Here is a 20,073-nt window from a genome sequence, read left to right as displayed (position 1 = left end):
GGTCTAAGCCGACAAAAAACCTCCCGTTATCGGCCTACTCAAACACGTACTTGCCGGTAAACTGCAGGCGCTTCAGATCGCCATCACTGCCGTTTTCCAGTTCCCGTTTCGCCCTGATGTACTCCATCCCGAACGACAGTTTGTCGGTAGGGGAATAGAACAGGTTAAGTCCGTAGTTGCTGACCTCTTCGGTATTAGTAGTGGCCACATCACCGGCGTTATCTGCCCTTGTCATGGCATAGGAGAGCGTGGTGCGCCATCTGGGTGACCAGAAGTGGCGGTAAGCAATAAAACCACCGGTAACATCCAGTAGATCCAGATCACCATCGGCCTCAACAGCGGCATCGCGAAATGCCTGCAGGGCAATATAGCGGCCGAGGTGACCGTGATTGAGCTGAACCTTCAAATCGTCCCCATTACTGAACTGGTATTTGCCCGACAGGCTCAGACCAAGACCATAGGCATCCTCATCCTGTGTCCCAGTGTCATAACTGATCTGCCGGCCAATGGCAGCGAGGCTGTAGCTGAGATCACCCGCTTTGCCGTCATAACGCAGCGCCAGATCCGGCAGACTGTTGTCATCGAAATTGCTGCTTTCAATACCACCACCACCATCGATCGCACCACTGGAGGGATTTTCCAGCGCCACATGGACGGCACCACCCTTTTCAAACCGGTAACTCCAGCGGGCCTGAGCCTGCCGGTTGAAGATGCCCCCGGAGGTGGGGCCAATGAAGTCGACCGTTTCCGGCAGTACATTCACATTCATGAACGTACTCCAGGTCTGGCCAAACAACAGTGATGCGTTATCGTGGTAATCCCAGGCCAGATAGGCGTGCCGAATTCTGGAATGATTGGCATTGGTGATCCGCTCGTCACCATCGAATGTCAGCAAATCCATTTCGATATGGGTTCGCACATCCCCCATATCGGTGGGCGTTATGGTTTTAAACCAGAACCTCGAGGTCTTTGCCGAACTGTCGAAACGGCTGGCACCACTTTTGCCATCCACCGGGATGGTCGACGGCACCAGAATATCGTCACCGATAGATGCCGTAGCACGCTCCCCGTCGGAGAAACTGCTGCTCATGGCATCGAACTTCACATAACCGCCGTAACTGAATTTGGTGCCGGACAACGGCGCATCGACTTTCTTACTGACCGTCGTGGCCATTTCCTGCTGCTGCTCACCCTGCTCCACAACCAGCTGCTGCAGTCGCGTCACCAGGGTCTCCAGTTGCTCCACCCTGGCCGCCAGCTCCTCATTGGTGGCATTTGCCCAGAGCTGCCCCGAAAAAGCCAGCATCGGCAAAATGACACCTGAAACCGTGGCCATTTTTTTTCTGTTAACCATCACCTTCTCCCAAAAATCCTGTAACGGCGACAGATGTAACGCCGAGGAACTTGTTTGGGTATCCGACCAAGGTCGATTCGGCAGGAAATTTAAGACCAATGTCTAACAAAATAGCCGGGATAAAAGGTTTTTTTGTGAAAAATGAAAATCTTGCCACTAAACAGCACGCGCATTACCATCAAAAAGAAATACCTGCTGAAGCATAAAAATAATGTCGAAATTTATTGTTGCCGATGACCACCCACTCTTCAGAAATGCCATTGCCCAGGTGCTGCAAACTATGGGTGGCGAACAGGAAGTCGTCGAAGCACAGGATATGGCGAGCCTGCAAATCAAGTTGAGCGATCACCCCGATACGGATTTGGTATTACTGGATCTACACATGCCCGGCGCCCACGGATTCAGTGCCCTGGCCTATGTGCAGGGGCATTGTGGCAAGATGCCGGTACTGGTGGTGTCTGCCAATGAAAAGACAGACATCATCCAGCGTGCTTTGGAATTTGGCGCCAGGGGATTTCTGCCTAAATCATCCAGCGTCACGACCATTCTGGAAGCGATTCAGACTGTCCTGCAGGGTGATATCTGGCTACCGCCTGCTCATACGGGATCGAGAGGTTTGACCCTGAACCAGAGTGAACAACAATTGATGGCAGGGATCGCCTCGCTGACGCCCCAGCAATACCTTGTACTGACTATGCTGGCCGAGGGTCTGCTGAACAAGCAGATTGCCTATGAACTGGATGTCACGGAAGCGACCATCAAGGCACATATGACTGCTATTTTCAGGAAGCTGGGCGTGCGTTCGAGAACCCAGGCTGTGCTGGCCATTGGCAAGCTCAACCTGGAAGAATCAACGGGGTCAGAGGAAAACTAGTCAGCTTTCGTGTGGTATCTTAAATCCCTGCGACACTGGAGCGACGTACTAAGCCTCAGTCTCTGAAATTTTCAAACTGGAAAGGCTGGCCAAGATCTGCCCCTTTGATCAGGGCAATGGCTTGCTGCAGGTCATCACGTTTTTTACCGGTAACACGCAATTTCTCACCCTGAATCGCTGTCTGTACTTTTATTTTGGCCTCTTTCACCAACTTGATAATTTTCTTCGCCATTGGCTGATCGATGCCCTGTTTGAAACGCACCTGCAGTGAAAACGTTTTGCCGCTGTGGACAGTTTCCTCTTCCACATCAATAACATAGGGATCCACATTGCGTTTCACCAGATTCTTGCTCAGCATGTCCAGCAGTTGTCGGCACTGGAAATCTGATTCGGCGGTCAGTGTAACCACCTCATCCTTTAGCGTCACATTGGCCTCAACCCCACGAAAATCAAAGCGAGTGGCCAACTCCCGTTGCGTGTTTTCAGTGGCGTGACGAATTTCCACCTGATCCACTTCTGAGACTATATCGAAGGTCGGCATAATAGATCCTGTTGGCTGATATTTCGGGCGACCAGTCTAGCGGCACTGACCGCTCGAGAAAAGTAGCCTGACCACTCTGCAAGGTAACTTCTACATTCAGTCGAGTCCGGACTGCTCCAGGAGTGACGTCATCAGTGCCGCCAGTTGATCAGCGGATACCGGCTTTGCTATCAGTGTATAATCGGCCAGTGCTGCCCGATGTTTGAGGTCATCGGAATCGTCAGCACTGATAATGATACAGGGGGCTGCCTGCCAGGAGGCAGGCAACTGCCTGACCAGTTCAATTCCGGTAAGGTTTTCATCCAGATGATAGTCCACCAGTAAAATCGCCGGGGGAAGCTCACCCAGGAGTGGGGACAGCTCGCCGGGCCCTCTCGCCGACAGGACATGACAACCCCACTGACCCAGCAGACTCTCCATCCCCCTGAGAATTTCCTCTTCGTTATCAATGCAGAGGACACGGACGCCATGCAGCGCCGGTTGCAGCATGGATACCGACACTGTTGGCAGTATTGGGCGACCCGTTTTTCCGTAAGGCACCACAATACTGAAGACAGAACCCTCACCGGGACTGGACCTCACACCGATTTCATGCCCCATTAAATCCGCCATACCTTTGGCGATGGTCAGGCCCAGCCCCAGCCCTTTGTCGACACTGGTCGCACCAGGGCTAAGCCGTTCAAACTCACGAAAAATACGATCGATGGCGCCCGGGGCAATACCCGGCCCTGTATCCCAGACTTCTACGCGTAAACCCCGCGCAGTCCGGCGGCAGCCGAGCAACAAACGTCCACGCCGGGTGTAATGAACCGCATTACTCATAAAGTTCTGCAGAATCCGGCGCAGCAGATGGGGGTCGCTTTCCACCATGACCCGGGAGGTCACAAAATGCAGGGCAATGCCCTTCTCAACTGCCAGCACACCAAACTCGGCGGCCAGATCAGTGAGCAGTTCACCGATACAAAAAGCTTTTATTGCCGGCTGCAACTTGCCACCCTCAAGACCGGCTATTTCCCGCAGGGTGGCAATCAGTTTTTCGGCCGTATCCAGGGATTTCTGGATATGGTTCATCTGCTCCAGAAGCGGCTGGTTATCGGTATTCATCAGCTGCAGTCGGGTTGACGAAACGAAGAGTTTGGCGGCACTGATTGGCTGCAGCAGGTCATGGCTCGCGGCCTGCATGAAACGGCTTTTACTGTTATGCATCTCGCGAACCTCTGCCTCCGCCAGCGCCCGCAACCGGTTTTCTTCCCCCAACGCATGATTCAATGCAGACAGATCCGCGGTGCGCTGCTCAACGCGATGCTCCAGGGTGGCCTTGGCCTCCTCCAGCGCAACCACCACATTTTTATAATCACTAATATCGATGTAAGTAGAGGCAAATCCACCATTGGGCATAGGGTTGCCAACCACCTGAATGGTCGTGCCATTGGGCAAAGTCCGCTCAAAACGGTGCGAATTTCCACTTCTCAGCAGGTCAAGACGGCGTTCCACCTGCCGTTCCAGTGTGTCGGCATCCCGATATAGTCCCCGTCTGGCATTAAATTCATATATTGACCTGATCGGACAGCCCACATAGAGCAATCGTGGGGGATAATCAAAGATCTGCTCGTAGCGTCGGTTCCATGCCACCACCTTCAGATCCGCATCCACTACGCACACACCCTGGGTAATCGTTTCTACGGTGGTTTGCAGCAAGTCCCGATTAAACTGAAGCTGTTCGGACGTGCCACCGACAATCGCCGCCACATCACTGAACTGGAGGGGCTATGTACGTTGTAGCAGACCAATAATGCTCTGTGCCGACGCACTCCCCACGATAGCAGACAGCGCTTTTTCAACCCGCCTGACCGCAAAAAGCGGCGCTCTGTCGTTGTCCAGCAGGCGCTGATGGAAACGGGCCTCGCAACTGCGCCACAGCTCTTCATGCTGCGAACGGCTGATGAAAGACTGTAGTAATTGCCGCAATTGCACTACGCGAACAGGGGATAATTCAAAGTCGTCATCACCGTATAATTGTGGCTGTGGCACGTCGAGAAACACATTCGCCTGGAAGGTATCCCGCTCAGCCGGTTTGACAAACAGTGACACCGAGATATAGATCAGCAGATTACTGCACAGACTCCACCACACACCATGACTCAACGGATCGAGAAAACCGGTACCGAACAGGGATTCGGGCCGCAACCAGGACAGTCCCAATGGGCCGACCGACATCACCGGATGTTGCGGCCCCAGAATCATCGGCACCAACAGGCAGTACCACCAGAACAGAAAGCCGACAGCCAATCCCGCGTAAACTCCCTTGGCATGCCCCCGACGCCAGTAAATAGCGCCCAGCAGTGCCGGGGCCAACTGGGCAAAACAGGCAAAGGAAACCAGGCCGATTGAAGCCAGCTCCTTATCTGCCCCCATCAAACGGTACATCAGCCAGGAACCCAGCAGGACCGTGAGGATACAACCGCGGCGAATCCAGCGCAGATATTGTCCCAGGAATCCTGCCTGACGAAAGTGCTGTTTGCGCCAGCGCAACAGCAGCGGCAGGATAATCTCGTTGGAAACCATGATGGACAACGTCACCGTTGCCACAATCACCATCCCGGTCGCCGCTGAAAACCCGCCGGCGAATACCAGAATGACCAACAGGTCCGAGTGACTCGCCATGGCCAGCTTCAGGACATAGGTATCGGGAGAGACACCGCTATCCCCGAGCAATTGCTGGGCCACCAGTGTGATAGGCAACACCACAGCAACAATCGCCAACAGATAGAGCGGAAACAGCCAGTGGGCCATGTGCAGATCCCGCTCATTCTGAAACTCCACCACCGTCACATGAAACTGCCGCGGCAGGCAGATAATCGCCAGCATGGATAACAGCGTCATGGTGACAAACTGCATATCCAGAGGATTGACCAGCCAGGGCTGAAGCCATGGCTCGCCGCTGACGGCGGAATCGCCATCAACTGCAGTAGCCATCATCAAGGCGAACACGGCCAGCGCAATTAACGCCAGCAATTTGATGATGGATTCCAGTGCCAGGGCTGACATCATACCGCGATTGCGTTCTCGTCCCTCGATGTGCCGGGTGCCGAATACCATGGCAAAAACCGCCAGCAAACAGGCCGTAATGAACGCGTTATCTGGTTGATAGACACCCATTGTTCCGGTCGCAATGGGCCCTGCCAATGTATCCCAGGCAATGGATACAGCATGCAGCTGCAGGGAAATGTAAGGCATCGAGCCAGCCACAGCCACCAGTGTAACCAGTGCCGCCAGAAGCTGCCGTTTACCGTAGCGGGCACCGATAAAATCCGCCAGAGAAGTCGTTTTCTGCCTGGACCCCGCCTTGACCAGTTTGCGCAGGATGGGCATGCCGAGAACAAACACCAGCATGGGTCCGAGATAGATGGGCAAATAGGCCCAAGTCTGGTGGGCCGCTGTGCCCACTGCACCAAAAAATGTCCACGAAGTGCAGTAAACCGCCAGCGTCAGACTATAGATATACGGATGCAGGCGATTGTGCCAACCAGGGTGACGCTCTGACCAGAGTGCCACCAGCACCAGAAGCGAGACACAGCCAAGGGCTACCAATAGCAAAGTGGGTTGCGAAATCATGATGTCCGGTTCGGTCATTGTTGGCGATCATCCAGGCAGCAGAAACATGCTGTCTTTTGAAACTCTCCCACACAGGTATAAGAAAGATTCAATGATTTCCCCAAAGGTTGCAAGTGACCGAAAAGGATCAACAATCACATTTCAACAATAGAGGACGCAACATCGCGATCAAAGAAATCAACGTGCGAAAGGCTTCACCTATAATAACGGCTGTCGTCCTGCACAGTGTCGGGGGCGCTTCGCCACAACGATGATGTCGTCGTGTTTCTCGTTTTAGATGATCAATGAGCGGAGAGTCAATCAGGTTCAGAAGCGAAACAGGCAGCCATTGCTACACGTCTGATGGCAGAGAAAATTAAGCCCGAAGCGTTTATTCGTTATTTTGTCGCAGTCAAAAACAACTGGCCGACTATTTATTTTTATCGTTTATGTTGAACAGCATCTTGAATTTGTATCAAACAACAAAGACTTTATCCTCGGTGTCATTTTTTGCCTTATACATCGCCTGATCCGCGCGGTGCAATGCGGTCACTGGGGTATCGTCATCCCGCACCTCTGTAACCCCACAGGAAATGGAGACATCCAGTGGCTTGCCGTTATTATTAAAACCTGCCTTGCGAATTTTGTCGCATGCATCTTTGGCAAACACCTCTGCCCCTGTTATATCCGTATCCGTCAGCAGCACCACAAACTCATCACCTCCATAACGGGCAACAACGTCTGAGGTTCTGGCCCGGACTTTCAGTGTTTCCGCTACCTTGACCAACACCGTATCGCCGGCGTTATGACCAAAGGTGTCATTAATCTGTTTGAACTTGTTACAGTCCACAAATACCAACGATAAAGGTGCATTTATTCGCTGCTTTCGAGAAAACTCCTCAACCACCCGTGCCTCATAACCACCCCGGTTGTACACGCCGGTCAGCGGATCTTTCATCACCAGATCCAGGCTATTCCTCACTTCGCTACGGAGCTTGGTGGTTTCCGACTCCATGCTCCTGACCTGCCTGGTAAGCCCCTTGATCTTCTGCTTGCTTTCCTGGTGTTGTTTGCGCTCTGTTTCAAGGTAGCTGGCCACTTTTGCAGAGAGATTGACCAATCCACTTTCCACCGTTTTTTTCAACACATCAAGGTCATTTTCATCAACGGCTTTACCGATCACCTGCACGTCATCATTGACTGCTTTTTCCAACGTAGCCGCTCTCTCAAACGATTCCTCACCATCAGTAATCACCGAAAAAATGACTTCTTCAACACTTTGCAATTTAGTGTGTAAATTTCCAAGGAAACTCTGTGTTGTAAGGCGCTCCTCATTAACCTTGCCAGTGAGTTCAGATAACAGATCGATCACCTCATCAAGCACCGATCCCAGCGATTCGACAGATTCAGACTCAGACAACTGTTCTTTCAGCCACTTGGTTTCTGAAGGACTACCATTCAAGACATCCATGTGGGAGATGATCTGATTCAACAGATCAGTTGCCCTCAATAAAAAGCCGTCCAGTTGCTCATTTGATTTGTCATCTTTTTTACTACTTTTCTTATCGAACCAGCTGAGAACTTTGCCAGAGGAACTCTTTTCCTGAACCTTGTGAGAAGTAGCGGTACGAAGCAAACGAAACACATCCCGCAGATACTGGAGCTGCTGATCAACCTGGGGAGCTTTGGCCATCTGACTGGCGAGATAGTCGAGTTTGTTTCGGTAGGACTGATCGACATTGAGAGACTTTATGCTTTCAGCAAAATCCGTCGCGTAATGGCTGGTCAAGGGTACGTGCAAATCGGCTGGTGGGTTCTGTTCAAGAGTGATCATATGCCGGGCCAACTGGTCCGATAGGCGATCGAGTTCAGCCCCCTCATCACCATCTTTGATCGCATGGCGAAGTTTTTTTAACAGTCTCGCCAAATCGGGATCCTGGGAATCAGCCAGGTGGGTTAATCTGATACTCAGTCTGCTTAGGGAGGACTCACGATCCATTGAACAATCCTGTGCTAGTAATTATTTAAAATCAGTATTGCACGCAAAAAACCTGACGGTGACATCAATTTAACTGTGAAGGGCGCCCTATAGTATTATAAAAAATTAATCGTAGGTATCTATTAATCCGTTGAGGCGATAGACGTGAGCAAGAACTTCTGCTATTGCCAGGTAAAGGTTTTCCGGAATTTCATCCCCCAAGGGCACATTGATCAACACACTGACCAGTTGTTCATCCGATATGAGGGGCACCTCATACTGGTCAGCAACATCAATAATTTGCTTTGCGATAAACCCCTCTCCCTTGGCAACCACCGTCGGTGCTCCAGTACCGCTATAGGTTAAAGCTGCAGCCTTCGAAATACTTCGATCAGTTTTTTTTGAAATGGTCATATCTTTTCATCCACACAGCTACTGTGTATCGCACTGTCTGAAGTCTCTTCGGTTGAACCCCGCCGACACAATATGGTGCCTGTTTCGAGGCCACGACTTTCAAGGGATGAACGCAATAAATCGATCTGATCATTCATCAACTTGAACGTATCAGGGGAAGCTGCGTAAGTCACCACCGACAGTTTCTTACCAGAAAAAAAGAGTTCGGCCTCCACATGGCCTAGTTTTGGAAATTCCATTCCCAGGCGCACTTTCCAGCCCTGAGACTGTTCATCTTCTGACGACCGACTTTCGTCACTGCCTATTGAAATAAACAATGTCTGATAACCATCGTTTATTTTCACTGGCAATTCGAAAGCCCAGCGATAACCTCCGGTTTCTCGAGCTTCACCGGCTTGCATCTGGGCAAGTGTCATCCTCGCCAGTGCGCCTTCTAATTTTTGATGAAGTTCAAACAGGCCGTCTGAATCCATACTTCTCGAACTGGATCCCGTAGTTTCCTGCTGAAGCTTTACCCTGGCAAGAATGCGCAATAATTCGGCTTTGAGATCACCTTGGGGCAATACGCCTCCCATCAACAGCAACTGCTTTAAATGAGCCTCCAGAAATAACCCGGACTGATTAAGCGCTTGTTTTAGCAACTTTGGATCAGCGAGCTGTCGGGCATCGACGGCAAGGCGCTGGATTTGAGTCTGCTCAGTGGGACGAAACCCCAGCAGCGACAGAATATTGACGCCCTGTGCGGTATTGAACAGCAGCCGGAAAGGTTCTACCACTTCGCCCTGGCGAGGCACGAGAAGTTGAAGCTGGCCAGCCATTGCGGAATTCGGATGGGTTGAGAGAGGAACGGTCGTATTGATAATTTTAAGGGTTGGTACGGGATCAAGACGATTGATCTCCAGCGACAACTGCGCCCCTTTCTGGACAGGAATATCAGCTGTTGCAGTCACTTGATGGCCAGCAATTCGGAGGATCAGATCACCCGAGGGAGTCTTGTCCGTGACCAGGGCCTGAAGTACCTGACCCACCTGCCACGACTTCAACCAGAGACCAAAATTTTTCTGATCTATCCTGGCAGCGGTAAGAGCTAACTGTAGTTCATCCATTGGCGACCATTACCGGCACGCTTCATGCATAGAATGTTTGCCTAAGCATAGCACTGTTGAGCTCAAAAGATGACCGATAAAGACCTTAATCTTTCGCTGGATCAAAGCCTGTTAAAGCCTCGGAGAGAAACCGATCAGCGGGACACACCTGCAGACACGGCTCAGACACCACCAGAAACAGACTTGACAGCAGATCACCACGGTCTCAACCAACAAAAAACAGAACGACCCCGACAAACGGAGTGGTTGTTGATCGCAGTTCTGGCCAGCAATCTGTTGCTGGTTATCACCATTATTTTTCTGCTCACCCAACAACCGGACGCAAACAATTCAGCCGACAAACTCGCACCGGCAGAGGATAGCAACAGGTTGTTACTGGAAAGCAAAATGGACCAAATGGACCAAATGGACCAAATGGACCAAATGGACCGACAGTTTGAGCAGTCCATTGGTCAGTTGAACCAACAACTTGAACAACTTCAGGTCTCACTGCTGGACCAGCAGCGCCAGCAAACCTCGGCACTACTCGACCTCAGCGAAAACATCGAGCAAAAAGGCGGTAATCTCAAAAAAGAGAGCACTGAGACAACAGCCAGCGCTCACTGGCATGTCAATGTAGGCACCTTCTCCACCAATGAGGCTGCTACACAACTGAAAAAACAGATTGACGCTATCGGCTATCAAGCCGAAATCAACCATGTGTCACTGGATGAAAAAATTGTTTACCGGGTACAATTGCCCGGCTACAAGGACCGGGAAACCGCAGAAAATGCGGCCCGAGAAATCATGGATAAAACCAATTTAAACGGATTGTGGGCATGGGAGGGGAAGTAACCTCTGCCGATTTATTCCGAACAGACCTGCAAAAATTGAAATTAATTCGGGAAAACTCTCCACCTGATCAAAGATATGAGTTTTACTCTTTACAGTTACCAATGCGAACACGAGAATGATGCCAGTTTTTAGATTGGCCAAGATAACGTTATTTCAAGAGGTATGACTATGGATTTGGCAACACTGCTAGGGCTGGTGGGTGCTATGGCGATTGTCACAGTGGCAATTCTGTCGGGTGGCTCCGCACTGGTCTTTTTCAATCTGCCAGCCATACTGATCGTACTTGGCGGCACCTTTATGGTGGTGATGGTCAAGTTCTCCCTGAAGCAATTTTTCGGTGCTTTCAAAGTTGCCACCAGGGCTTTTTTTGCCAAAACGGATAAACCCGAAGATATCATTGCACAGGTCGTTGAGCTTGCAAATATAGCTCGCAAAGAAGGCACACTGGCACTTGAAAATCAGGAAATTGAAAATGAGTTTCTGAATCAGGGAATTCAGATGCTGATCGACGGCAATGACCGGGCAGTGATTAGTACTGTCATGAAGCAAGATATGATTCAGACCATTGACCGGCATAAATGGGGTGCAAAAGTATTTAGTGCCAGCGGTGATGTGGCACCCGCCATGGGCATGATAGGGACACTGATTGGGCTTGTACAAATGCTCTCGGCAATGGATGACCCAAAAGCCATTGGTCCCGCAATGGCCATTGCCCTGCTGACTACGCTTTATGGCGCCATGTTCGCCAACATGGTGGCACTGCCAATCGCAGACAAACTCAACTTGCGAAAATCGGAAGAAGGCCTGATAAAAGCCATATGCATAGACGGCGTGCTGGCCATCCAGGAAGGTCAGAACCCCCGTATTATTGAGGCCATGCTCAAAGCCTACCTGGAGCCGAAGAAACGCAAGGAAGAGCCTCCTGAAAGTGCTGCTGCCGAGGCAGCATAAATGATCGAATACGAAGATGATGACGAGGGTCCGCCGGGAGCACCCGCATGGATGGCCACTTTTGCCGATCTGATGTCCCTGTTAATGTGCTTTTTTGTATTACTGCTGTCTTTCTCTGAACTGGATGTTCAAAAGTACAAACAGATTGCAGGCTCCATGAAGAATGCATTTGGTGTGCAGAACCAAGTGAAAGTGATGGATATTCCCAAGGGAACCAGCATCATCGCACAGGAGTTCAGCCCAGGCGAAACCCGACCAACCCCCGCAGAAACCATCAACCAGATAACCGCCGACACCACCAAACAGTCACTCAGAGTGGGCAATCCTGAAGCCCCTGAGCTGGATACCAAAAAGCTGAGCGAGGAACAAACCAAAGCCCTGCTCGAAGAGAAACTCAAAAACCTGATTGCCGACACCAAAGCCGATGCCGACAAACTGAGAGAAGTTCTAAAAAAGGAAATTGACGAAGGAAAAATCGATATTGATAACGATGGTCGGGCTATTACCATCCGAATTCGCGAAAAGGGCTCTTTTCCCTCTGGGTCTGCAACGTTGCATCCGGATTTTATTCCGGTCATGGTTACTCTCCGCAAGGCACTGAAAGATATTACCGGGAAAATTGCTGTCGAAGGACATACTGATGATGTACCTATCACCGGCAGCCGATTCCGTTCCAACTGGGATCTCTCTTCATCCCGCGCTTTGTCTGTCACCCATGAACTGATCGAAGGTGATGAGCTTGATGACGACCGGTTTATGGTCATTGGCCGTGCAGACACCCAACCATTTCAGGGCAACACCTCGCCACAGAGTCGCGCCCAGAACCGGCGGGTTGAAATAGTCATCCGTCAGGGACTGGATAAAGCGACTGCTACCAGTATCAACGATATTCAAAAAGCCAACCCTGACCTTCTAAATACACTAAATCTTGGCGATGCAGCTGTGCAAAGCCTGCAATAGGAAAAACCCGAGAAAACCACTCATGAAACAGGGAACCGAGCGCAGAAATTATTATCGCATTGACGACACAATAGGCCTGAGTTACAGACAGCTCAATACAGCTGACAGCCATTCAAGCGTCAACCCCAGTCACAAAGAGATGCCACTGACAGCTTTGCTCGCCGAAATTGACAGGGAGTTCAACCAGACAACCAATCTTCTGTGGCAGGAAAATCCGCTCGTTGCCCAGGCGCTGGGATTGCTGAATAAAAAATTGTCGATGGTCGCTGCACTCAACCTGAGCGAAAATTCGACAAGCATCGATTCCTATGAAAATATCATGGTTAATATCAGCGGTTGTGGCATGGCGTTTGATAGCCCGTCAGCGATTGAACCATCCACACGACTTGCACTGACAATTGTTCTGAAACCTGCCAACAGTCGCCTTGAAATGCTGGCGACCGTGGTGGATTGTACTCCGATCAATCAGACTGGCGAGGACACCCACCGGATTAGAGTACAGTTTCTGGAAAATGGTACAGCCCAGGAAGAGTTGATCCAGCATATTGTACAGCGCCAATGGTCAACACCGAGAGAACCCTGAAACCTGTCAGTACGTGGCCTTCACAATACATCCACAGCCACTAACAGCGCTCGTCCACGTTACTTCCCAGTCTGGACTGCTTCTTTTTTTTTACGGCCTGTTTTTCGGAAAAAATCTGGTCATCTTTTGGCTTTTGCTCGCTCTCTTCCTTTCCCACTACAGGCCGGCTTTTTGATACAGAGCTTATTTTATTCAATCTCACTGAATCGACCATATCGATTCTCCCACAGGGCTTATCGCATTATTTATCGCTATGATTTTCCTTTTTTTGTCCAGCAACGTCTGATACTTTCCCGATAGTTAAGGATAATACAGGTACCTGTCAAGATACCTCAGGTTCCCGCTTGATCCTTTAACATCTCAAACTCGTAAATTCTTTGATCCTGGCGGTTTGCCATTGAAGCCACCACTACTATAACCACACGACGATTCTTGGCTCGTCCTGTTTCAGTGGTGTTCTCAGCAATTGGGCGAAATTCACCATAACCGATAGCAGCCATTCTGGAGGCGGCAATGCCATTGCTTTCAAAAAGCCTGACAACTGCTGCCGCACGGGCGGTGGAAAGCTCCCAGTTCGAAGGAAAAATCACCGTATTGATAGGCTGATTATCTGTAAAACCCTCCACATGAATCCGATTGGGTAACTCTCTGAAAATTTTTGACAGTTTTTGAAGCACAGGTATTGAAGCGGGAACCAGATCACTGCCGCCACTGGGAAACAATAGACTCGACTTTATCTCTACCTCCAGCCAGAATTTATTGCGCTTGATGTTGACAATTTCCTCATCTATCAGAGAATCGAGTTGCTCCTCCACATGACCAGCCATCTCATCCACTTCTTTTTCCGCGGCATTAAAAGCTTTTTGCATGATGATATCTTCAGGGGAGAACTCCATCGCCAACGGGTCACTATCGTCGGCTGGCGAGTCCTGATCCTGGGGCAACATGGGTGTAATAATTGGCGCGGGATTGGCTGAAACATCCATGACCTGATCGGGCATCATCAGTGGAGATCGCACCAATTGCCCAATTTGAACCGGTTCAAGAGATGACTTCGGTTGGCGGAAAGCCGACACCATCGAGCTGGAAAGAACCCGGTATTTACCTTCATTAACAGACGAGATGGAATACATGACCACAAAAAAAGCGAATAACAGAGTGATAAAGTCAGCATAGGAAACCAACCACCGCTCGTGATTTTCATTCTCTTGATGCAGTTTTTTTCTGGCCATGGCCTAGGTCAGATACCCTTCGAGTTTGCTCTCGATGGACCGGGGATTCTCTCCCTCGGCTATGGCTACCATGCCATCCACCAGCATATCCCGATATTGGACCTGGTCATTCACCAACATTTTGAGCTTGTTCGACATGGGTAAAAAAAAGAAATTCGCCAACCCCACCCCGTAAATTGTGGCCACAAATGCAACCGCGATACCAGGGCCAAGCAGTGACGGATCAGACAGGTTGTTCATCACGTGTATCAACCCCATCACGGCCCCGATAATGCCAATGGTGGGAGAATATCCGCCCATCGCTTCATAAACTTTGGCACTGTTCATCTCATGTGCGGCAAAACTATCGATCTCGACTTCAAGGATTTTTCGAATGTCATCGGGCTCATTACCATCGACCAACAGCTGAAGTCCCTTCCTGGTGAACTTGTCTTTTTCCCTGTCTGCCACCGCCTGTAATCCCAGCAGCCCTTCTTTACGAGAAATTTTGCTCCAGTCCACCATCTTCTTCATGATGTCAGAGCGCGCCATGGGTGGAGGGAAAAAAATCCATCGAAAGCGCTTTAAAGCATGCAGGAAGATATGCAGGGGAGTCTGGACCAGAGTGGCACCGAGGGTACCGCCGAAAACAATAATAAAAGCCGTTAACTGAATCAGCGAGTCAGTATGCCCGCCTTCCAGCATATTGCCGCCGATCACTGCAGCCAGAGACAGTATGACACCAGCCATGGTAAGGAAATCTACGGATCGACGCCCAGCAGCCATTCAGCGCGCCCCTACCCTGTCCACTCGCACAACTGACCTCTGATCCGGGCCAGTGCCTGTCCGTGAACCTGGCAGACCCGCGACTCAGAAATGCCAAGAACTGCCCCGATCTCTTTCAGGTTCAACTCATCTCCATAGTAGAGAGACATCACCATTTGTTCTTTTTCTGGCAACTCAGTAATCGTCTGGGCCAGTGCGGCCCGAAATCCCGCATCAGCCATTCTGGCAAAAGGATCACTGTCCCCGGATGCCGCCCCCTCCTGCTCGATATCCTCCAGGGACATCATCCGGCATGTGGCGAGTTCTCCTGCCATTTCCTGATAATCGGACAACTCCATCTGTAGTTCCCGCGCAATTTCCACATCCGAAGCCGGACCAGTCAGACGCGCCTCTGCAGACCGAATAGCGGAGGAAACCCGCTTCATTTTTTGCTGAACCGAGCGCGGCACCCAGTCGTTACGTCGCACCTCGTCCACCATGGCACCCTTAATACGAATGGCTGCGTAGGTAGAAAAACTGGCGCCCAATGAGGCATCGTAGCTTTCCCTTGCCTGTAATAGCGCGATCAGACCAACCTGGAGCAGGTCGTCCAGCTCGACTGTGTTCGGCAGCCGGGCAATCAGATGCAAACCGATTTTCCTGACCAGCGGCAAATGTGACTGAAGAACAGCCTCCATACTCGACCGCTGTTCCTGGGCATAAACCGTCGCATCAGGCATGATCAAGCATCCAGCGCCAGGTTGCCGCAACTGATCAGGCGCTCGACAAAAAATCCCAGGCCCCCTGTGTCCGAGCCCGTTTTAAAGCGGTCATCAACTGTGACTGCCAGCCTGTTCAGCGCAACCGCAGACTGACTGCGGGGATATGCCTGTACAACAGCTGCCTGCTGTTGGACGGCCTTTCGCAGGTAATCGTCTCGAGGCACAGCACCCAGGTAACCCAGATGCACATCCAGAAAGCGGTCGGTGGCTCGCAATATTTTTTCGTAGAGCTGGCGACCCTGTACAGCACGGTCAACCATGCTGGCGACTACCTGAAAACGTTTAACACCGCATTCACGATTCAATACTTTAATCAGGGCATAGGCATCTGTGATCGATGTGAGCTCATCACAGATCACCACTAAAATTTCCTGGCAGGCGCGGGTAAAGTTCAGTACACCGCTGTCGATTCCAGCCGCAGTATCGACAATTAACGTATCCACGGGGATCGTCAACTCACTGAAAGCACGGATCAAACCCGCCTGCTGCTGGGGCAACAGGGAAGCCATCTCGGCCACCCCGGATGAAGCCGGCACAACGCGAACTCCCCTGGGGCCGTCCACCAGAATCTCCTCCAGCGTGCGCTCACCGGAAAAAACGTGCTGAATGTCGTACTTTGGTTTAAGCCCCAACGCAATATCGACATTTGCCAAACCCAGATCGGCATCAAACAACAGAACCGAACGATCCAGAGCCGCCAGGCTCACCGCAAGATTGATCGCGATATTGGTTTTTCCCACCCCGCCTTTGCCACTGGTGACGGCAATGACGTTAACAGGGGATGGCGAAGCCATCTTTTGCAGACCTTCAGCTTGATTAAACATGGGATACCTAAACTGCGACCGAGTTGGTCATGGGGGTTTTATCCAGTTTCCGATCAATCGATCGCTCTTCTGCTTCCATTAGATCCACTGCCTTGCCCATCAGGTATTCCACCCGGGCAGGAGCGATATCTTCAGGGACTTTCTGGCCTGCACTGACGTAGGCCAACGGCAGATTGTTCTTGATAACCAGATCAAGCAGTCCACCGAGACTGGAGGATTCATCCACTTTGGTCACCATGGCGCCAGCCAGTGCCTGACGACCAAATACCTGGATCAACTCTTTCAAAGAACCGGATTGCGCCGTGGCAGAAAGTACCAAATACGCATCGATGTCATAACCTACAGATTTCAGCGTATTGAATTGCTCATAAAGACGGATATCCCGTTGACTCATGCCCGCAGTGTCGATCAGCACCAGTTTTCGGGAGGAGAGTTGGTCGAGTGCCGCCTTCAGCTGGAAGCCGTCTGTTGCCACAATCATCGGAATACCCAAATAACCGGCAAACGTTTCGAGCTGTTCCTGCCCGCCAATCCGGTAACAGTCAGTAGTAATCAGTCCGACCTGTTTGGCACCGTGACGCATCACAAATCTGGCAGCCAGTTTAGCAATGGTGGTGGTTTTACCCACACCGGTTGAACCAACTAACGCGACCACACCACCATCGTTGAGCAGGCTGTCACCGGTCACCCGAATTTTCCTGGAAAGCATGGTCAGAGATTTTTTCCAGATGTCTTCAAGATCACCTTTGGCCGGCAGCCGATCGACGACGGCACCGCTGAGCCAGCGGGACAGGCCGAGCTTCGTCAAACGGCTAAACAGTGCCGCCTTTACCGAGGGCTTTTCAGCCATTTCTCGCCAAGCCAATTGAGCCAGCTCGCCTTCAAGCAGGCCACGGAGGTTTCCCAGTTCCCGCTGCAAATCTCCCAGTGTTGGGGTGTCGGGTACGGAGCCTGTTTCCGGTTCAGTAAACCGGGGCTTTGGGGACTCCTGAGGATTGAGATCGCGCTCGTCAAAGTCCACTGCTGCCACCAGTTCGATTTGATCGCCAACGTTTTTGCTGGACAGAATGACCGCATCCGCACCCATCTCGGCGCGAATTCTGGCCATGGCACTGCGGCTATCCTTATCGACAAAACGCTTGATCTTCATGCTGCTACTTCCTCACTAATCACTAATCTTCTGAAACGGCATCAGGGCCAAAAGCCGATCCGGTTAATCAACCATTGAGCTGGTTATTGCCAATCGTGGCCACCACTTTAATATTTTTACTGGCGGGGATTTCTTCATAGGCGAGGATATAAAAATTACCTATTCGACCCCGCAGCAAACGCGACAGGAATAATCTCACCTGACTGGCCACCAGCAATACCGGGTTTTTACCCTGGGCTTCAATTTTTCCGGAAGCGGCAACAATTTGCCCGATAACATTTTCAACCAGTGCAGGTTCAAGCCCGCCGGCATTCCCCTGTACTGCACCTTGCAATATCTGTTCCAGCTGTGAATCAAACACCATTACAGCCATCTCATCCCCTACACCATTAGCGGTCTGGAAGATTGTCTTGCCCAGTGCAATGCGAACCTGACTGGTTAAAGCGTCAGGATCCTGACTCTTTGCACCGTGTTCTGCCAAAGCTTCGGCGATTGTCTTCACATCCCTGATCGGGAGGCCTTCCTCCAGCAGGTTCTGCATCACCTTGGTCACCACACCCAGCCCCAATGGCTTGGGCACCAGGTTTTCCACCAGTTTTGGCGAAGTCCGGGACAATTTGTCCAGCAACTGTTGAACACCATCCTGCCCCAACAACTCCTGGGCATTGTTCTTGATCAGTTGACTCAGGTGCGTGGCGATCACTGTGCTGCAATCCACCACGGTAAAACCCATCGCCTGGGCATCATCCCGTTGGGAACTGTCGATCCAGACGGCATCGAGTCCAAAAGTGGGGTCTTTGGTCGCCGTCCCCTCCAATTCCCCGTAAACCTGGCCGGGGTTAATCGCCAGCTCCTTACCGGGAAACACCTCGCCCTGCCCGACTATCACGTCGTGAAAACCAAGGCGGTATTCGTTGGGAGAAAGATCCAGGTTGTCGCGAATATGCACTGAGTGCACCAGAAAACCGAGCTCCTGGGACAGCTTTTTACGGACACCCTTGATACGGGTCAGCAATTCACCACCCTGTTTTTTGTCCACCAGTGAAATCAGTCGGTAACCCACCTCGAGGCCTATTTCATCCACCATTTCCACATCGTCCCAACTGAGGTCCCGTGACTCGGCAGGCTTTTCAGCAGGAGCTGGTTCGTCAGGAAGCAACTCAACTTTTTGCCGCTGTAATTGCATATAAGCCAGTGCGCCAAGCAAACCGGCCAGACCCAGAAAGACCAGGTTGGGCATTCCCGGCACCAGCCCCATGGTGCCGATCAGTGCAGCCGTCACAAACAGCACTCTGGTGTTACTGAATAACTGGGTTAATACTTCCTCGCCCATATCCTGTGAGCTCGACACACGGGTGACAATAATGGCCGCAGCAGTGGACAGCAGCAGTGACGGGATCTGTGCTACCAAGCCATCACCAATGGTGAGCAGAACATAATTGTGGGCGGCCTCGCCAGCGCTGAGATCGTGTTGCAACACCCCTACGGAAAAGCCGCCAATAATATTGATAAACAGAATCAGAATGCCCGCCACGGCATCCCCACGCACAAACTTGCTGGCACCGTCCATGGCACCATAAAAGTCCGACTCCTGAGAGACCTCCTGACGGCGGAGCAATGCCTCGTCCTGGGAGATCAGCCCGGCATTCAGATCTGCATCAATGGCCATCTGCTTGCCCGGCATGGCATCCAGGGTAAACCTGGCGGTCACCTCCGAGATTCGACCAGCACCTTTGGTGACCACCACAAAATTGATAATGACCAGAATGGCAAAGACAACCAGACCGACGGCGTAGCTGCCACCAACCACAAACTCCCCAAATGCCTGAATCACTTTGCCGGCAGCACCGGTACCCTCGTGCCCCTCCAGCAGAACAACCCGGGTTGAAGCGACGTTCAACGCCAGTCGCAATAATGTGGCAATCAAAAGAACCGTGGGAAAGACGGCAAAATCGAGAGGCCGTCGGGAATAAACCGAGGCCAGCAGGACAATGATGGCCAGCGCGATGTTGAAGGTGAACAGCAGGTCCAGCACAAACGCTGGCAGCGGTAATACCATCATTACCAGCATCATGAACAGCAGCACGGGTGTACCCAGACCGGCCAGGGAAGAGAAGCTGAAGCCGCTCTCGGATGCAGTGGTATTGGTCAT

At 51.4% G+C, this 20,073-nt stretch carries 18 protein-coding genes; 5 read left to right on the top strand and 13 right to left on the bottom strand.

Features of this window, described 5'->3' with window-relative positions; genetic code table 11:
• Positions 1 to 34: 34 nt before the first annotated feature.
• Positions 35 to 1,354, bottom strand: a complete 1,320-nt coding sequence (locus tag AACZ64_RS08770; RefSeq protein WP_339639892.1) for a DcaP family trimeric outer membrane transporter — start codon at positions 1,352 to 1,354, stop codon at positions 35 to 37.
• Between the two features lie 211 nt (positions 1,355 to 1,565).
• On the opposite strand from AACZ64_RS08770, the gene AACZ64_RS08765 reads away from it, so the two are divergent.
• On the top strand, positions 1,566 to 2,228 hold the full coding sequence (locus tag AACZ64_RS08765) for a response regulator transcription factor (protein ID WP_272981502.1): 663 nt from the start codon (positions 1,566 to 1,568) through the stop codon (positions 2,226 to 2,228).
• Between the two features lie 55 nt (positions 2,229 to 2,283).
• Here the strand turns inward: AACZ64_RS08765 and AACZ64_RS08760 are convergent, their stop codons facing one another.
• From AACZ64_RS08760 to AACZ64_RS08735, 6 genes are all read right to left on the bottom strand, one after another.
• Positions 2,284 to 2,769, bottom strand: coding sequence for a YajQ family cyclic di-GMP-binding protein (locus AACZ64_RS08760; RefSeq protein ID WP_272981501.1), 486 nt, complete (start codon positions 2,767 to 2,769; stop codon positions 2,284 to 2,286).
• Between the two features lie 96 nt (positions 2,770 to 2,865).
• On the bottom strand, positions 2,866 to 4,518 hold the full coding sequence (locus AACZ64_RS08755) for a PAS-domain containing protein (RefSeq protein WP_339639891.1): 1,653 nt from the start codon (positions 4,516 to 4,518) through the stop codon (positions 2,866 to 2,868).
• 18 nt (positions 4,519 to 4,536) lie between these two features.
• Positions 4,537 to 6,402 carry a hypothetical protein gene (locus tag AACZ64_RS08750; RefSeq protein WP_339639890.1) on the bottom strand — a complete coding sequence of 622 codons (1,866 nt, stop codon included), beginning with the start codon at positions 6,400 to 6,402 and terminating at the stop codon, positions 4,537 to 4,539.
• A 436-nt stretch (positions 6,403 to 6,838) separates the two neighbouring features.
• Positions 6,839 to 8,362 (bottom strand): diguanylate cyclase, encoded by a 1,524-nt coding sequence (locus AACZ64_RS08745; RefSeq protein ID WP_339639889.1) that lies wholly within the window; start codon positions 8,360 to 8,362, stop codon positions 6,839 to 6,841.
• 105 nt (positions 8,363 to 8,467) lie between these two features.
• Positions 8,468 to 8,755, bottom strand: a complete 288-nt coding sequence (locus AACZ64_RS08740) for an EscU/YscU/HrcU family type III secretion system export apparatus switch protein (protein WP_293614928.1) — start codon at positions 8,753 to 8,755, stop codon at positions 8,468 to 8,470.
• The gene (locus AACZ64_RS08735) at positions 8,752 to 9,861 is read right to left on the bottom strand and encodes a flagellar hook-length control protein FliK (protein ID WP_293614929.1); all 1,110 of its coding nucleotides are present in this window, start codon (positions 9,859 to 9,861) and stop codon (positions 8,752 to 8,754) included. Before AACZ64_RS08735 ends, AACZ64_RS08740 begins: the two co-directional genes overlap by 4 nt.
• 69 nt (positions 9,862 to 9,930) lie before the next feature.
• On the opposite strand from AACZ64_RS08735, the gene AACZ64_RS08730 reads away from it, so the two are divergent.
• From AACZ64_RS08730 to AACZ64_RS08715, 4 genes are all read left to right on the top strand, one after another.
• Entirely contained in the window at positions 9,931 to 10,695 is a 765-nt protein-coding gene (locus AACZ64_RS08730) for an SPOR domain-containing protein (RefSeq protein WP_293614930.1), read from the top strand.
• A 168-nt stretch (positions 10,696 to 10,863) separates the two neighbouring features.
• Complete coding sequence (gene pomA, locus AACZ64_RS08725; RefSeq protein WP_293614931.1) at positions 10,864 to 11,646, top strand: flagellar motor protein PomA; 783 nt, start codon at positions 10,864 to 10,866, stop codon at positions 11,644 to 11,646.
• On the top strand, positions 11,647 to 12,606 hold the full coding sequence (locus tag AACZ64_RS08720; protein WP_293614932.1) for a flagellar motor protein MotB: 960 nt from the start codon (positions 11,647 to 11,649) through the stop codon (positions 12,604 to 12,606).
• A 22-nt stretch (positions 12,607 to 12,628) separates the two neighbouring features.
• Positions 12,629 to 13,189: a PilZ domain-containing protein gene (locus AACZ64_RS08715; RefSeq protein ID WP_293614933.1), complete on the top strand. Its 561-nt coding sequence runs from the start codon at positions 12,629 to 12,631 to the stop codon at positions 13,187 to 13,189.
• 332 nt (positions 13,190 to 13,521) lie between these two features.
• Here the strand turns inward: AACZ64_RS08715 and motD are convergent, their stop codons facing one another.
• From motD to flhA, 6 genes are all read right to left on the bottom strand, one after another.
• Positions 13,522 to 14,421: a flagellar motor protein MotD gene (motD, locus tag AACZ64_RS08710; protein ID WP_293614934.1), complete on the bottom strand. Its 900-nt coding sequence runs from the start codon at positions 14,419 to 14,421 to the stop codon at positions 13,522 to 13,524.
• Between the two features lie 3 nt (positions 14,422 to 14,424).
• Positions 14,425 to 15,186, bottom strand: a complete 762-nt coding sequence (locus tag AACZ64_RS08705; RefSeq protein ID WP_293614935.1) for a flagellar motor protein — start codon at positions 15,184 to 15,186, stop codon at positions 14,425 to 14,427.
• A gap of 11 nt (positions 15,187 to 15,197) precedes the next feature.
• Positions 15,198 to 15,905 carry an RNA polymerase sigma factor FliA gene (locus tag AACZ64_RS08700; RefSeq protein ID WP_293614936.1) on the bottom strand — a complete coding sequence of 236 codons (708 nt, stop codon included), beginning with the start codon at positions 15,903 to 15,905 and terminating at the stop codon, positions 15,198 to 15,200.
• A 2-nt stretch (positions 15,906 to 15,907) separates the two neighbouring features.
• Entirely contained in the window at positions 15,908 to 16,771 is an 864-nt protein-coding gene (locus AACZ64_RS08695; protein ID WP_293614937.1) for a MinD/ParA family protein, read from the bottom strand.
• Between the two features lie 7 nt (positions 16,772 to 16,778).
• The gene (gene flhF, locus AACZ64_RS08690; RefSeq protein ID WP_339639888.1) at positions 16,779 to 17,921 is read right to left on the bottom strand and encodes a flagellar biosynthesis protein FlhF; all 1,143 of its coding nucleotides are present in this window, start codon (positions 17,919 to 17,921) and stop codon (positions 16,779 to 16,781) included.
• 67 nt (positions 17,922 to 17,988) lie between these two features.
• Positions 17,989 to 20,073, bottom strand: coding sequence for a flagellar biosynthesis protein FlhA (gene flhA, locus AACZ64_RS08685; RefSeq protein WP_339639904.1), 2,085 nt, complete (start codon positions 20,071 to 20,073; stop codon positions 17,989 to 17,991).

This window comes from uncultured Porticoccus sp., from assembly GCF_963975625.1.
Classification (GTDB): Bacteria; Pseudomonadota; Gammaproteobacteria; order Pseudomonadales; family Porticoccaceae; genus Porticoccus.
Note: the sequence above shows the minus strand (reverse complement) of the source record. Positions and strands in the feature narration are given on the sequence as shown.